Source organism: Arthrobacter sp. alpha11c (assembly GCF_054149985.1).
This window is the reverse complement of record NZ_CP196747.1, coordinates 1,874,433-1,888,876: the sequence shown is the minus strand read 5'-3', so window position 1 is coordinate 1,888,876 and position 14,444 is coordinate 1,874,433. Positions and strand designations below refer to the sequence as shown.

Genomic DNA, 14,444 nt, shown 5'->3' with positions numbered 1-14,444 from the left:
AGATTCATGATGCCACCTGGCTTTCCTTTGCCGGCTGACCACTGTCCGGGCCACGTTCGGCGTCTTTGATCATGTTCAGGAACGCGCGCTCAAGGTCATTGCTGCGTCCCCGGCTTGCGAGCTCGGCGGGTGTGAGCTGCGCCAGCAGCAGGCCGTCCCGCAGAAGCAGCAACGAAGAACAATGCGACGCTTCTTCCATCACATGACTGGAAACCAGGAGCGTTGTTCCGCCGGCGGCCATGTCAACGAACCGCTCCCACAATTCCGCACGCAGTACCGGATCCAAACCCACTGTCGGTTCGTCCAGGACCAGGAGCTTGGGGTGCGCCACCAGCGCGCATGCCAGGGACACGCGGCTGAACTCCCCGCCCGAGAGGTTCCCGGCTTTCTGCTTGGCAAACGATTCGAGCCCGACGGCGGCAATCGACTCCGCGACGTCCGTCGCCGTTGCCTTGTGCATGGCGCCGAAGTACTTGACGTTGGCTTCGACGCTGAGGTCCGCGTAGACGCTGGCACCTTGGGTGACGTACCCGACGTCGTGCCTTAACGGTGCGCTGCCGGCTGGGCGGCCTAAGACGCTGATGGACCCGCGGGTGATCCGCTGAACCCCCACGATGCCACGCATGAGTGTTGTCTTGCCGCTTCCTGACGGGCCGAGAAGCCCCGTGATGCGCCCGCTGTCCACCGTGAAGTCCAGGCCCCGCAGGATTCTTGTTCTGCCCCGGGAGATGTGCAGGCCTGTGGATTCTATTGCTGCTTGTGACATGGCTGCCTCCGGCACCAGCGAGTAATTCACCAAGTGATGAATTAACGCTAAGTCCGGCCAGTGGGGCGGTCAATAGGCCTTTGCCATCAAAATCCTTGAAAACGTGTCCGCTATCACATAGGTTTTTCCCAAGCCGTGTCGATGGGGCACGGGTGGTTACAGGGGGAATCATGGCAAAGACCTTGAAGGATGCCTTTGGCAGCCGCACCATCCGTGAGTTCGGCAGTCACCAATGCGTCCCAGTCGCAGGCGATCCCGTTCCGCTGGAGGGAACGGGGGACTAGTCCCCGGACAGAGTCTGCGGCCGGCCGGCCGCTGAGCCACGCCATCGCAGGATGACCAGCCGATCTTTGGCCAGGGGCTTCCAGACGCGACGGCGTGGCTCTTCTCTGTGATTACCGTTTTGGGGCTGAGCCATTCTGTGCCAAGCCGCCCGCTGGCAGCCGGTAGATTAGTAGACAGTTGTTTTTGCCACATCTGCCATAGAAACGGATACGTACCCGTGGTCCTTCGCCTTTCCCAGTTGTTCCTGCGCACCCTGCGTGAAGATCCCGTCGACGCCGAGGTCGCCAGCCACAAGCTCCTGGTCCGGGCCGGTTACATCCGCCGTGCCGCGCCTGGCATTTACACGTGGCTGCCGCTGGGACTCAGCGTCCTGCGCAAGGTGGAGGAAATCATCCGGCAGGAAATGTCCGCCATCGGCGCGCAGGAAGTCCACTTCCCGGCACTGCTGCCGCGCGAACCCTACGAGGCCACCAACCGCTGGACCGAGTACGGAGAGGGCCTGTTCAGGCTTCAGGACCGCAAGGGCGCCGACTACCTCCTGGCTCCGACGCACGAGGAAATGTTCACCCTCCTGGTCAAGGATCTGTACTCCTCGTACAAGGACCTGCCGCTGAGCCTGTACCAGATCCAGAACAAGTACCGCGATGAAGCGCGTCCCCGTGCAGGTCTCCTCCGTGGGCGCGAGTTCATCATGAAGGACTCCTACTCGTTCGACGTTGACGACGCCGGCTTGGACGCGAGCTACGCCGCCCACCGCGCCGCATACCTGAAGATCTTCGAACGTCTGGGCCTGGAAGTCATTCCGGTTGCTGCCACGGCAGGCGCCATGGGCGGCTCCAAGAGCGAAGAATTCCTCTTCCCCACGGAGATCGGCGAGGACACCTTTGTGCGCTCGGCCGGCGGCTACTACGCCAACGTCGAGGCCGTCACCACGGTTGTCCCTGAGGATATTGATTTCACGGACGCGCCGGCTGCCCAGGTTCTGGACACCCCGAACACACCCACCATCGAGACGCTGGTTGACGCAGCCAACCAGCTCGCACCCCGCGGCGAGGCCGACGGCGGCGCCTGGACTGCCGCTGACACGCTCAAGAACGTCGTGCTCGCCGTGACTCTCCCCACCGGCGAACGCCAGATCGTCGTCCTCGGCGTTCCGGGTGACCGTGCCGTGGATCTCAAACGGGTGGAAGCGAACATAGGATCGTTCCTTCCCATTGCCGGCGAGATCGGCCTGGAGGCAGCCAACGAAGAAGACCTCAGGAAGCTGCCGTGGTTGGTGAAGGGCTACATCGGGCCTGGCTTGTCCCTGGATGAAGCAGTGCTGGGCCTGGAAGGCTCTTCCAAGCTGCTGTACCTCGTGGATCCCCGCGTCGTCTCAGGCACAACCTGGGTGACGGGCGCCAACATCGATGGCAAGCACGTCTTCGGACTGGTAGCGGGCCGCGACTTCACCTGGGACGGCGTCATCGAATGCACCGACGTCCGCGCAGGGGATCCGGCACCGGATGGCTCCGGACCGCTTGAAACTGCCCGTGGCATCGAAATGGGCCACATCTTCCAACTCGGACGCAAGTACGCCGAGGCGCTGGATCTGAAGGTACTGGACCAGAACGGCAAGCAGGTAGTTGTCACCATGGGCTCCTATGGTGTTGGTGTCACCCGCGCTGTCGCAGCCCTTGCCGAAGCCAACCATGACGACCGCGGCCTCGTGTGGCCACGCTCGGTGGCCCCGGCCGACGTACACGTTGTGGCTGTGGGCCGCGGTGACGAAATTTTCGAAGCTGCAGAGAAGCTATCGGCGGAACTCGAGGCTGCAGGCCTCGACGTCATCTTTGATGACCGGCCCAAGGTTTCTCCCGGCGTCAAGTTTGGCGATGCCGAGCTCGTCGGCGTGCCCACTATCTTGGCCGTCGGCCGTGGACTCGTGGACGGCGTAGTGGAGATCAAGGACCGTCGCAGCGGTGAAGCCGAGAACATCTCGGTGGAAAAAGCCGTGGATTACGTGGTCAACGCTGTCCGTAACCGGTGATTTCCGGCTTCGAGACCATCCAGCTCACCACCATCATCCTGATTGTGGTGGCTGGATTCGCAGCCGGCTGGGTTGATGCGGTAGTAGGAGGCGGGGGGCTGATCCAGCTCCCCGCACTGCTGCTGGTGCCTGGCATTACCCCCGTCCAGGCCCTGGCCACGAACAAGATGGGTTCCATCTTCGGCACCACCACCAGTGCCACAACCTATTACCGGCGGGTGGGACCGGACCTCAAGACGGCGATACCCATGGCGGTGATTGCACTGGCGGGGAGCTTTGGCGGTGCCATCCTCGCTTCATCGCTGCCGGCCAGCGTCTTCAAGCCAATCATTGTGGTGGCGCTGATCGCCGTCGCGATTTTCACCGCACTCCGCCCCAGCGCAGGTGAGCTGACGGCTCTGCGGCACGATGGGCACAAGCACTATGTGGTGGCCTGCCTGATCGGTGCAGTGATCGGTTTCTACGATGGCCTGATCGGTCCCGGTACGGGATCATTCCTGGTGATCGCCTTGGTCTCGGCGATGGGCTACGCCTTCCTTGAAGCCAGCGCAAAAGCCAAGATCGTCAACATGGCCACCAATGCCGGTGCCCTCATTTTCTTCCTCCCTCACGGCTCCTTGCTGTGGGGAGTGGGCCTGGTGCTGGGGCTGGCGAACATGGCGGGCGGATACCTTGGTGCCCGGACAGCTGTAGCCAGGGGGAGCAGCTTTGTACGGATCGTCTTCCTGATCGTCGTGGCGGCACTGATCATCAAGCTCGGCGTGGACGTCTGGAACGACAACGTCAGCTGACTGCGTCCCCGGGCTCGGGCAAATCATGTGCTGCTGGAAGTCCTTCGAGCGTCCTGCCCGCCAGTGTGCTCGCCACCCACAGGGAACGGGCCAGATCGCCTTCGTGTCCTCGTTTTCCCGCATACCACAGGGCGTTGTCCACTTCGCGGGCAACGCTCCACTGTCGCGCGACCTCCGGATCAAGCCCAGCGGCGAGGCTGAAATCCCTGCATCGCTCCCGCAGGGCAGCTGCAGGGTCGCGATGTGACAGATCCTTGATCCGATTCCACAGAACAGGTGCCACCGCAAATTCGGCCTCACCGATCTGCGGCTGGGGATCAATGGCCAGGTAGTCGCGGCGGCCGGCGCCCAAGATGGCGAGGATGTTCATGAAGTGCAGATCGGTGTGCACCAGGACGTCCCTGCTGGATCGGCGGCCAACAGCACCGCGGGTCTGGCACACTTCCAGCGCGGCCTCCAATAACCATCGCGGGAAGGGCCGGTCCTGCCGCTCCCACTCCGAAGGCATTTCGTCGCTCCAGCGCTCGGCCGTGGCAGCGATGTGATCGAATCCCCGCCACTCGGGACGATCATCCGGGGCAATTGAAAGCTCGCGCATGATGTCACCCCAGACCTGCCGGGCTTCATCCATGGGGGCGTCCTGCAGCCACCGGGACGCGTCAAGGCGTTCCAGCAGCATCGAGCAACTCGTGGTGTCGGCAGCCAGGAGCCGGACAGCTCCGTGGCCGCCCCACAGGGCCAGGGCATGGCGCTCTGCAAGTGCTTCCTCATGCGGATAGGCGATCTTCAGCGCAGCCTGCCTGCCGTGCTGGAGAACGGGCACAACCAAGGCTCCGTGTCCGTTCCAGGGCTCTTCACCGGGTGCGAGGTCCACGGACAACTGCCAACGGTCCAAAGCCTCACGGATAAGCCCCGGAAGGCTCGCCAACCAGTCCCGCCCCGCAGAATCGCGGTTGTATCGGGCGTGCAGGTCGCCCGGAATCGGAATCATGGCGTGAAGGGTCACGCCATCAGCCTAGCTCTGCCCGGCGGTACTACCCTCAGAAAACGCCGCTGGCGCCCAACAGGCTTCCGATCGAGAACGTGGCTGCAAGCGCCAAGGCTCCGCCTGACACCACCCGTGCTGCAGCGCGGAATCTCGGTGCCCCACCAATCCAAGCCCCCACGGCTCCCGTGATCGCGAGAGCCAGCAGGACGGCAGCGAACGTCAGTGGAACGCGCATTCCGGGGGGAGGGAGCAGGATGGCCAGCATGGGAAGCACGGCGCCCAGGGTAAACGCCACTGCCGATGCAAGGGCGGCGTTCCACGGACTCACGATGTCGTCTTCATGGATATTGAGCTCGGCTGACAGGTGGGCGGCAAGAGCATCATGCTTCGTCAGTTCTTCCGCCACTGTCCGGGCGGTAGGCGCGGTGAGCCCCTTCGCCTGGTAGATCGCGGCGAGCTCTTCGAGTTCTTCCTCCGGCTGCTCAGCGAGTTCCCGGCGTTCCTTCTCGATGAGCGACTTCTGTGTGTCGCTCTGGCTGCTGACGGATACATATTCGCCCAACGCCATGGAAATGGCGCCACCGACCAGGCCAGCCGTGCCGGCGGCAAGGATGCTGCCGGTGTTGGTCGTGGCGCCGGCCACGCCGACGACGATTGCGGCGACGGAGACGATGCCGTCGTTCGCACCCAAAACTCCGGCGCGCAGCCAGTTCAGCCTGTGGGCAAGGTCATCGCGATGCGGTTCGTTCTCGTGTGTGGTGGCAGTTTCTGCGGAAGCCATGCTTCAAGCCAAGCACCGGCGGGCTGCCTTGACCAGCATGGCTAGGCTCGCCTATCCCATCCGCCGCTTGGACTCACTTCAGGTTGGGACTAACTGGTGTGGGCGTTGGCAGGGGAGGCAAGTCATCGTCGTCGAGCTCCAACCCCGGCAAGGCGGCAAGCGTGGCGCCCCAATCCAGGCTCCTGCGGACAGCAGCCAGCAGGCTGCTGGTAGCCCAGTCCCGGGTCTCTCCTGTCGAAAGCGCGATGAGGTCGCCAAATCCCTGCAGGGAGTCCGATTCCAGGGCTCCCAAGCCCGCGGCCGGGTCTTCAGCGAACTGTCCAGGCAGCCTGTATCCGGCCTCCCGGGTAGGGACGTCGCCACAGTTACGGCGGGTCAGGGCTTCCGCTTGTTGAAGGAGACGCTCGTGTACCGCAAGGTCCTTGGCGGCTTGGGCAGTTGCGCCAGCGTCCAATCGCTTCAGCGCCACCTGATAGATGTAGACGGCTTCCTGTTCGGAGCGGACAGTGGCCGCAAGAGCCGCATCGGTAGTGGCAGCGGTTGCCTCCGGGGTGGGGCTGACTGAAGGGCACTGGTGCACAGCTGGTGTTGTGGCAGGCGGGTTACCGCTCGACGTCGGCGACGGTACCCGCAGCTGCCACATCGCAGCCAGTTTTTCGCCCTGCAGAAGTTGGGCGGATCCGACGGCGGCGAGCAACCGGGCGATCCCGCCGTCGGCCTCGCGGGCGTCCTCCAGTCGTTGCCGGCCGCTGGCGGTCAGGCCGGCCACAACCGAAACAGGCGTCGCTTCGGGGGGCGCATCATCTTCAGCCTGGTCATCTTTATCGCCTGCCGTCGAGGCTGAGGAGGAGGCAGAAGTATCAGCAGTGCCGGCCATGGCGCTGGCTGCGGCAGAAGGTGGAAGGAGGGCCCGGGACTGTGTTGTCAGCAATGTCACAGCATCGTCCAGTGCGGCCGTTTGGGAACCGGATCCTGCAGCCGCCATCAATCCAGCAGTCGATTCCCGCAGCCTGTGGGTATCGGTGAAAGCGTCGGCGAGGGCAGACTCGGAGAACGAAACCGTAGGGGGAGTCCCGGAATCCCGCGGTAGAAGTACGATTCCCGTGCCCGCAACGAGCAGCGCAACCACGGAAATGAGAAGGAGCCGGCCCCAACCCGGTGATCGTCGTTTTTCATTTGTCTGCTCGTCCACAACACACCATGGTGTCATGTGGACGGGAAACTCCGTGCACCATGTGCTGCCGAAAATCGTTAGGCTAGTAGTCACAACAACATCTATCGGGAGGCGGCGGGCAACGTGAGTGACTCGGAAGCCACGACTTCAACAGACCGTACTGAGTCGAATTCAACGGCCACCATCCACAACCCGGAAGAGCGCAGGCTAAAGGCGCTGCTCGAACCGGCAGTCCTTGCCAACAGGCTCTACCTCGAGGATGTTTCCATCCACGTCGCCGGTTCACACCGCACGGTCCACGTCGTCGTGGATCTTCCGCAGGAGGAGACCGGGGGCGTCAGCCTTGACGCCATCGCAGATGTCTCGCGTGGGTTGTCCGATATTCTGGACAACGATCCCCACGACGACGGCCGTCCCTACGACCTCGAAGTTTCTTCGCCAGGAGTAGGCCGTCCGCTGACGGAACCACGCCACTGGCACAGGGCCCGCGGCCGCATGGTCAGGGTCAACGTCATCCAGGGTGAGAACGTCCTTGGCCGGATTGCGTCAGTAGATGACGCCGGTGTGACCCTCATTCCGGAGCACGAGGTCAAAAAGGGAATGAAGCCCAAACAGGGCGACCCCATCACTATTCCTTTCGACAGGATCCGCCACGGAAAAGTCGAGATTGAATTCAGCCACCTCCACGAGGCCGGGCTGGCAGACGAACACAATGGACCTTCCGAGGAGGCCTAATGGATATTGACATGAGCGCACTGAGACTCCTGGAGCGTGAGCGTGAAATCCCGCTGGACCTCCTGATTCCCACCATCGAGCAAGCGCTCCTGGTGGCCTATCACAAGACGCCCGGTGCCTTCGAGAAGGCCCGCGCCGAGCTGGACCGCAAGAGCGGCCACGTGACCATCTGGGCAACCGAAATCGACGACGACGGCGAAGCCATCGGGGAGTTCGAGGACACCCCGGCCGGTTTCGGCCGCATCGCTGCAAGCACGGCGCGCCAGATCATCCTTCAGCGTCTTCGTGACGTTGAGGACGATAACGTATTGGGCGAATTCAAGGGTCGCGAAGGCGAACTCGTCGCCGGCATGATCCAGCAGGGCAACAACCCGCACATGATCCAGGTAAACCTTGGATCCGTGGAGGCCCTGTTGCCGCCACCGGAGCAGGTTCCTGGCGAGAAGTACATTCACGGCAGCAGGCTTCGTGCCTTCGTGGTGGATGTCCACCGCGGGGCGAAGGGCCCGTCCATTACGTTGTCGCGTTCGCACCCGGGCCTGGTCCGTAAGTTGTTCGAAATGGAAGTTCCGGAAATCGCGGACCGTTCCGTCGAGATCGTGGCACTTGCCCGGGAAGCTGGCCACCGCACCAAGATCGCCGTCAAAGCGAACACCCCCGGTGTCAACGCCAAGGGCGCTTGCATCGGCGAAATGGGCTCCCGCGTCCGTGCAGTCATGACTGAGCTCAATGACGAAAAGATCGACATCGTGGACTTCAGCGAGGACCCGGCGACCTTCATCGCCAACTCCTTGTCACCGTCCCGGGTGAATTCGGTCACTATCACGGACGAGGCAACGCGCTCGGCCCGGGTAGTTGTGCCGGACTACCAGCTCTCCTTGGCGATTGGCAAGGAAGGCCAGAACGCACGCCTTGCTGCGAAGCTGACCGGATGGCGGATCGATATCGTGTCCGACGCCGCCCCGGCCAAGACCGACTAGCGATCGTTCCGGCGGCCTGGCCGTCGGGAGCCGCGCCGCGCTGGCGGTGTGGCCGGTTTCGGCTGTCCGGGGCCGGGGGGCTAGAATAGATGGAACCGGGCTTACGTCCGGTATCCGCGCGCTTTGACGTGCCTTATCTGCATGTGCAGTATCGGCCGTCAGCGCAAGTTTGCAGAGGCAGGTAAGGACACGTCGTGGCTGAACTGCTTGAACGCGGCCATGGCCCTGTTCGTACGTGCATCGGATGCCGGAAGCAAGGCTCCCGGTCCGAGCTTGTCCGGCTGGTCGCCCAAGGCCGTGGTTCGTCCACTGTCCTTGTCGATGTTCGACGCCGGATGGCCGGCAGGGGTGCGTGGCTGCATCCCAGCGAAAAGTGCTTGGCATTGGCAATCAAGCGGCGTGCTTTCGGAAGGGCCCTTGCGGGCGCTGCTGAAACGGGCGCCGTCGAAAGCTACTTCATGTCAGGCGCGCCACTTGTGGAGGCCCCGGCTGCCACAGGAAAACCGTCCAAACCTGAAAGCGGGTCAGAAAACTGATGGAAACCCGATGAGTTCCCAGCGATGAGTGCGTAACGATGACAACTTTGTTGCGCTCTGCAATGGGCCTTTCAGTCGCGCTAGCGGCAGGGGCCCGCAGTAAGAAGTAGACGGTTCGTGCCTGGCTCGGTGCGGACCGAGACAGGAGAAATGTGGCCAAGGTCCGCGTACATGAGCTCGCCAAAGAGCTCGGTATTACTTCCAAAGATGCAGTAACAAAACTGCAGGAATTGGGCGAATTCGTTCGCTCCGCCTCTTCCACCATTGAGGCCCCCGTCGTGAAGAAGCTTCGCGACGCTTACCCCGGTGCAGGCGCTGCAAAGGCAGCTGCCCCCGCACCTGCAGCCGCCCCCAAGGCTCCGGCTGCTCCCGCAACATCCCGTCCGGCCGCTCCGGCTCCGGGCCCCGCTGCACCCAAGGCTCCGGCTCCGGCAGCACCCGCCGCGGCGGCACCTGCTGCCCCCGCTGCACCTGCTCCTGCGGCGCCTGCCCCGGCAGCGCCCTCGGCTCCCGCCGCATCCACGACGCCGTTTTCGGCAAAGCCTGGTGCCCGTCCTGCTCCCAAGGCAGAGACTCCGGCTCCGTCCCGCCAGGGCGGCCAGGCCCCGCGTCCCGGCGGTCCCCGTCCGGGCAACAACCCCTTCGCTACGTCCCAGGGCATGCCCCGCGGCCGTGGTGGCGATGGCGAACGTCCGCCGCGCCCGGGTAACAACCCGTTTGCAACCTCACAGGGCATGCCCCGTGCAGGTGGCCGCAACGATGGCGAACGCCCCGGTGGTCCCCGTCCCGCAGCAGGTGCCGGTGGTCCCCGTCCCGCAGCAGGCAGCGGTGGTCCCCGTCCGGGTGCTCCGCGTCCCGGTGCACCCCGTCCCGGTGGTGCTCCGCGTCCGGCTGGCGGTCCCGGTGGCGGAAACCGGCCTACTCCGGGCATGATGCCCAACCGCACTGAGCGTCCGGCTCCCGGTGGCGCAGGTCGTCCCGGTGGCGCAGGCCGTCCGGGTGGCGGACCGGGTCGTCCCGGTGGCGCACCAGGTGCAGGTACCGGTGGCGGCGCTCCCGCCGGCGGTGGCTTTGGCAAGGGTGGCCGCGGTCGCGGTGGTACCCAGGGTGCCTTCGGCAAGGGCGGCGCCGGTCGTGGCAAGCAGCGCAAGTCGAAGCGTGCAAAGCGCCAGGAACTGGAGCAGATGAGTGCTCCGTCGCTGGGCGGCGTATCAGTACCCCGCGGCGATGGCGAGACCATCATCCGTTTGCGCCGTGGTTCCTCCATCACGGACTTTGCAGAGAAGATCGATGCGAACCCCGCGTCGCTCGTGACCGTTCTGTTCCACCTCGGTGAGATGGCAACGGCTACGCAGTCCCTCGACGAAGACACCTTTGGACTGCTTGGCGCCGAACTTGGGTACAAGCTCCAGGTTGTTTCGCCGGAAGACGAAGAGCGCGAGCTGCTGGACCAGTTCGACATCAACATCCAGGACGAGCTCGACGCCGAGGGTGACGACGTCCTTGAGGCCCGCCCGCCGGTTGTCACCGTCATGGGTCACGTTGACCACGGTAAGACCCGCCTGCTTGACGCCATCCGCAACTCCAACGTTGTGGCCGGCGAGCACGGTGGAATCACCCAGCACATCGGTGCTTACCAGATCAGCCACATCCACGAGGGCACGGCCCGCGACATCACGTTCATTGACACCCCCGGTCACGAGGCCTTCACGGCCATGCGTGCACGTGGTGCCAAGGTCACCGACATCGCGATCCTGGTTGTTGCAGCCGACGACGGCGTTATGCCGCAGACGGTGGAAGCACTCAACCACGCCCAGGCAGCCAACGTGCCGATCGTCGTGGCAGTGAACAAGATCGACAAGGAAGGCGCCAACCCCGACAAGGTCAAGGGTCAGCTCACCGAGTACGGCCTGGTTCCCGAAGAATACGGTGGCGACACCATGTTCGTTGAGGTCTCTGCCCGCCAGAACCTCAACATCGACGAACTGATCGACGCCGTCCTGCTGACGGCCGACGCCGCACTGGATCTGCGCGCCAACCCGGACAAGGACGCTCGAGGCATTGCCATCGAAGCGAACCTGGACAAGGGCCGCGGTTCCGTGGCCACCGTCCTGGTGCAGTCCGGTACCTTGGCCGTGGGTGACACGATCGTGGCCGGTACGGCCCACGGCCGCGTCCGTGCAATGTTCGACGAAAACGGCGAGGCCCTCGATGTCGCACTGCCGTCGCGTCCGGTCCAGGTCCTCGGCCTGTCCAACGTGCCGCGTGCAGGTGACACCTTCCTGGTGACGCCGGACGAGCGTACGGCCCGCCAGATCGCCGAGAAGCGTGAAGCTGCCGACCGCAACGCCGCACTGGCCAAGCGTCGCAAGCGCATCAGCCTGGAAGACTTTGACCAGGCCGTTGCTGAAGGCAAGATCGACACCCTCAACCTCATCCTCAAGGGTGACGTATCCGGTGCCGTGGAAGCCCTCGAAGACGCCTTGCTCAAGATCGATGTCGGAGACGACGACGTTCAGCTCCGTGTCATCCACCGCGGTGTGGGTGCCATCACGCAGAACGACGTCAACCTGGCAACGGTGGACAACGCCATCATCATCGGCTTCAACGTCAAGCCGGCTGAGCGCGTCGCTGAACTGGCTGACCGCGAAGGCGTGGACATGCGCTTCTACTCCGTCATCTACGCAGCAATCGATGACATCGAGATGGCCCTGAAGGGCATGCTCAAGCCGGAGTACGAAGAAGTCCAGCTCGGTACTGCCGAAGTCCGCGAAGTCTTCCGTTCCTCCAAGTTCGGAAACATCGCCGGTTCGATCGTCCGCACGGGCATCATCCGCCGTAACACCAAGGCACGTGTTAGCCGCGACGGCAAGGTCATCGGTGACAACCTCACCGTTGAGACGCTCAAGCGCTTCAAGGATGACGCAACCGAAGTCCGTACTGACTTCGAGTGTGGTATCGGTCTTGGCTCGTTCAACGACATCACCGAAGGCGACATCATCGAGACCTTCGAGATGCGCGAAAAGCCGCGCGTCTAGGTTCCGCTTGGAGCGGGTCCGTCGGGTAGCCCCGGCGGACCCGTTCCGTACCCGTTTCTACTTTCCAGGAGGAAGTCATGGCCGATCCGGCACGCGCTGCCAAGTTGGCGCAGCGGATAAAGGTCGTCGTTGCCGAGGCCCTTGGCCGCAGGGTCAAGGACCCGCGCGTCGAGTCCATCACGATCACCGACGCCCGCGTCACCAACGACCTTCAGCACGCCACCATCTACTACACCGTCTTTGGTGACGAGATAGCCCACGCCGACGCCGCCAGGGCATTGGAGAAGGCCAAGGGTGTGCTGCGACAGGAAGTCGGCCGCAATATCACCGTCCGGCTCACTCCCACCCTCGAGTTCGTTGCTGACCAGATCCCGGTCAACGCATCGAACCTTGAGGAACTGCTCCGTGAAGCAAAGCGTCGCGACGCCGAGGTAGCCGCTTTGGCTGCCGGCGCCAAGCACGCAGGCGAGGCTGACCCCTACAAGGGCGAGGCCTCCGAAGAAATCGACGAAGACGACTTCGACGAAGAAGACATCGACCTCGCGGACGATGACGAACTCGACGAAGACGCCAACCGCTAAAGATCTTTTTGAGTTTGTGTACATCTAATGCCCTTGGGACGCGTTCCCAGGGGCATTACGTGTACTCAAAGTCGTTAGTATCGAAAGCATGTCCGCGCACAGTGCACAGCAGCATAATGAATTCCTGAACCGTGATGAATTCCTGAACCGGGCCATACGGCTTGCTGTCCAGAACGTTTCCGACGGCGGTGGGCCGTTTGGCGCTGTTGTCGTTACCCCGGATGGCAGCGTCCATGAGGGCGTAAACCGGGTAACGCGCGACAACGATCCCACGGCGCATGCCGAAGTGGTGGCCATTCGCCGTGCCGCAGCGGACATGGGCAACTTCGATCTCAGCGGCTCGGTACTCTATGCCAGTTGCGAGCCATGCCCCTTGTGCCTCTCCGCCACACTCTGGGCCAGGATTGGCCGCGTGTATTTCGCTGCGGACCGGCACGGAGCCGCCAGGGCCGGTTTCGATGATGCAGTGTTCTATGAGTACTTCGCCGGTACCCGGCCTGAGCTGCTTCCCGTGGAACATGCGCCGGTAGCAGCCTCCGAGGCACCCTTTGAAGCCTGGCGTAACAACACCGAACGCACCGACTACTAGCGGCTCCTAGGGCCGGGCAGGAAGCCGGCTGACGCCGTCGAGCAGTTCCTGCTGATCGCCGCACAGAGCAATCCGGATCCAATCCTCGCCGATCGACCCAAAAGCGGTGCCCGGAGCGAAGCCAACACCCGAATCCGCCAGGAAGGAATGGACCCAGGTGCGTACATCGCCGCCACTGACGTGGGAGACATTTGTCCACAGGTAGAAGGCTCCCTGCGCGCCAAGGAACGGAATGCCCTTGCCTTCCAGGATGGCGGAGGCGGCATCACGGTTGCTCCTGTAGTGGTTGCGCGCGTCCGTCACGTAGTCCTGGGGGCCGGTCAACGCGGCCAAGGCCGCGTACTGCGATGGCGAGGCAACGCAGGAAACGATCGCTTCCATGACATTGTTCATCCTCTTTTCCATGCCCGGCGGACAGATCAAGGCTCCGATCCGGAGGCCCGTGAGCCCGTAGGTCTTTGACAGCGTCAGTGATGTGAAGACGCGCGCTTTTCCAGGGATGTCGCTATCGAACCGGGCTGGGCTGACATGCGGGACGTCAAAGGTGAAGGCTTCATAGCACTCATCAGAGATGATCCAGAGATCGTGCCGGACGGCGAGTTCCACAAGCTGCCGGGTTGCGTCCTCGCTGATGACGGCGCCCAGGGGGTTGGAGGGCGAGTTCAGCATCAGGACCCGGGTCTGCGGAGTGATGAGGGCTTCAATGTCCTCGATGTCCGGCTGGAAGTCGTTATGCGGGTACAGGGGATACGGAACGGGCACCGCGTGGAGGAGCCGGCTGGTCATGGCGAAGGTGGGGTAGCCGGGGTTGGGCAGGAGGATTTCATCGCCGGGGGAGAGAAGCAGGCTCATGGCGAAGTGCAGGCCTTGTTGGGCTCCGTCCACCACGTAGACGCGTTCGGCTCCGATATCCACGTGATGATGCTCACGGAACCTCTTGGCGAAGGCTTCGCGGAGCGCTGGGATTCCTGCGTTCGGGGTGTAGTTGGTTTCGTCCCGTTCAAGGCATGCTATTCCGGCGTCGAGGACGTGCCGTGGGAGTGCAAAGCCCGGCTCGCCGATGCTGAGCACGATCGCCCCTGGGGTGGTCCAGGCGGCCTCGGTGATTTCTCGGATCTGGTTCACGGGGACGTCGCGGACGTGTGCGGCAAGCTCAGGCATGGGAGCTATC

The 14,444-nt window shown here is 63.4% G+C and carries 13 protein-coding genes; 8 read left to right on the top strand and 5 right to left on the bottom strand.

From position 1 onward, the window contains the following. Positions 1–4: 4 nt before the first annotated feature. On the bottom strand, positions 5–766 hold the full coding sequence (locus ACTAQJ_RS08700) for an ABC transporter ATP-binding protein (RefSeq protein WP_498701714.1): 762 nt from the start codon (positions 764–766) through the stop codon (positions 5–7). A 502-nt stretch (positions 767–1,268) separates the two neighbouring features. Between ACTAQJ_RS08700 and ACTAQJ_RS08695 the strand changes: the two genes are divergently transcribed. Both ACTAQJ_RS08695 and ACTAQJ_RS08690 read left to right on the top strand, forming a co-directional pair. Further along, positions 1,269–3,080 (top strand): proline--tRNA ligase, encoded by a 1,812-nt coding sequence (locus ACTAQJ_RS08695; RefSeq protein ID WP_498701713.1) that lies wholly within the window; start codon positions 1,269–1,271, stop codon positions 3,078–3,080. Beyond that, positions 3,077–3,871 carry a sulfite exporter TauE/SafE family protein gene (locus ACTAQJ_RS08690; protein WP_477513618.1) on the top strand — a complete coding sequence of 265 codons (795 nt, stop codon included), beginning with the start codon at positions 3,077–3,079 and terminating at the stop codon, positions 3,869–3,871. The genes ACTAQJ_RS08695 and ACTAQJ_RS08690 overlap by 4 nt, the downstream gene beginning before the upstream one ends. Here the strand turns inward: ACTAQJ_RS08690 and ACTAQJ_RS08685 are convergent. The 3 genes from ACTAQJ_RS08685 to ACTAQJ_RS08675 form a co-directional block, all read right to left on the bottom strand. Continuing rightward, on the bottom strand, positions 3,864–4,877 hold the full coding sequence (locus ACTAQJ_RS08685; RefSeq protein WP_498701712.1) for an aminoglycoside phosphotransferase family protein: 1,014 nt from the start codon (positions 4,875–4,877) through the stop codon (positions 3,864–3,866). The two genes, ACTAQJ_RS08690 and ACTAQJ_RS08685, sit on opposite strands and share 8 nt — an antisense overlap. A gap of 34 nt (positions 4,878–4,911) precedes the next feature. Continuing rightward, entirely contained in the window at positions 4,912–5,640 is a 729-nt protein-coding gene (locus ACTAQJ_RS08680) for a VIT1/CCC1 transporter family protein (RefSeq protein WP_498701711.1), read from the bottom strand. A gap of 73 nt (positions 5,641–5,713) precedes the next feature. Beyond that, a complete protein-coding gene (locus ACTAQJ_RS08675) occupies positions 5,714–6,832 on the bottom strand; it encodes a DUF4439 domain-containing protein (protein WP_498701709.1) in 1,119 nt (372 codons plus the stop codon). 105 nt (positions 6,833–6,937) lie between these two features. Here ACTAQJ_RS08675 and rimP point away from each other — a divergent pair, with 105 nt between their 5' ends. From rimP to ACTAQJ_RS08645, 6 genes are all read left to right on the top strand, one after another. Next, positions 6,938–7,549: a ribosome maturation factor RimP gene (rimP, locus tag ACTAQJ_RS08670; protein ID WP_224092279.1), complete on the top strand. Its 612-nt coding sequence runs from the start codon at positions 6,938–6,940 to the stop codon at positions 7,547–7,549. Next, positions 7,549–8,529: a transcription termination factor NusA gene (gene nusA, locus ACTAQJ_RS08665; protein ID WP_431119447.1), complete on the top strand. Its 981-nt coding sequence runs from the start codon at positions 7,549–7,551 to the stop codon at positions 8,527–8,529. Before rimP ends, nusA begins: the two co-directional genes overlap by 1 nt. Before the next feature lie 194 nt (positions 8,530–8,723). Beyond that, on the top strand, positions 8,724–9,065 hold the full coding sequence (locus ACTAQJ_RS08660) for a YlxR family protein (protein ID WP_498701708.1): 342 nt from the start codon (positions 8,724–8,726) through the stop codon (positions 9,063–9,065). Between the two features lie 152 nt (positions 9,066–9,217). Beyond that, positions 9,218–12,103 carry a translation initiation factor IF-2 gene (gene infB, locus ACTAQJ_RS08655; protein WP_431119449.1) on the top strand — a complete coding sequence of 962 codons (2,886 nt, stop codon included), beginning with the start codon at positions 9,218–9,220 and terminating at the stop codon, positions 12,101–12,103. 77 nt (positions 12,104–12,180) lie between these two features. After that, on the top strand, positions 12,181–12,684 hold the full coding sequence (gene rbfA / locus ACTAQJ_RS08650) for a 30S ribosome-binding factor RbfA (protein ID WP_431119451.1): 504 nt from the start codon (positions 12,181–12,183) through the stop codon (positions 12,682–12,684). An 88-nt stretch (positions 12,685–12,772) separates the two neighbouring features. Beyond that, complete coding sequence (locus ACTAQJ_RS08645; RefSeq protein ID WP_498701707.1) at positions 12,773–13,273, top strand: nucleoside deaminase; 501 nt, start codon at positions 12,773–12,775, stop codon at positions 13,271–13,273. 6 nt (positions 13,274–13,279) lie between these two features. Here ACTAQJ_RS08645 and ACTAQJ_RS08640 read toward each other — a convergent pair whose 3' ends face one another. Next, the gene (locus ACTAQJ_RS08640; RefSeq protein ID WP_498701706.1) at positions 13,280–14,434 is read right to left on the bottom strand and encodes a pyridoxal phosphate-dependent aminotransferase; all 1,155 of its coding nucleotides are present in this window, start codon (positions 14,432–14,434) and stop codon (positions 13,280–13,282) included. Positions 14,435–14,444: the final 10 nt, after the last annotated feature.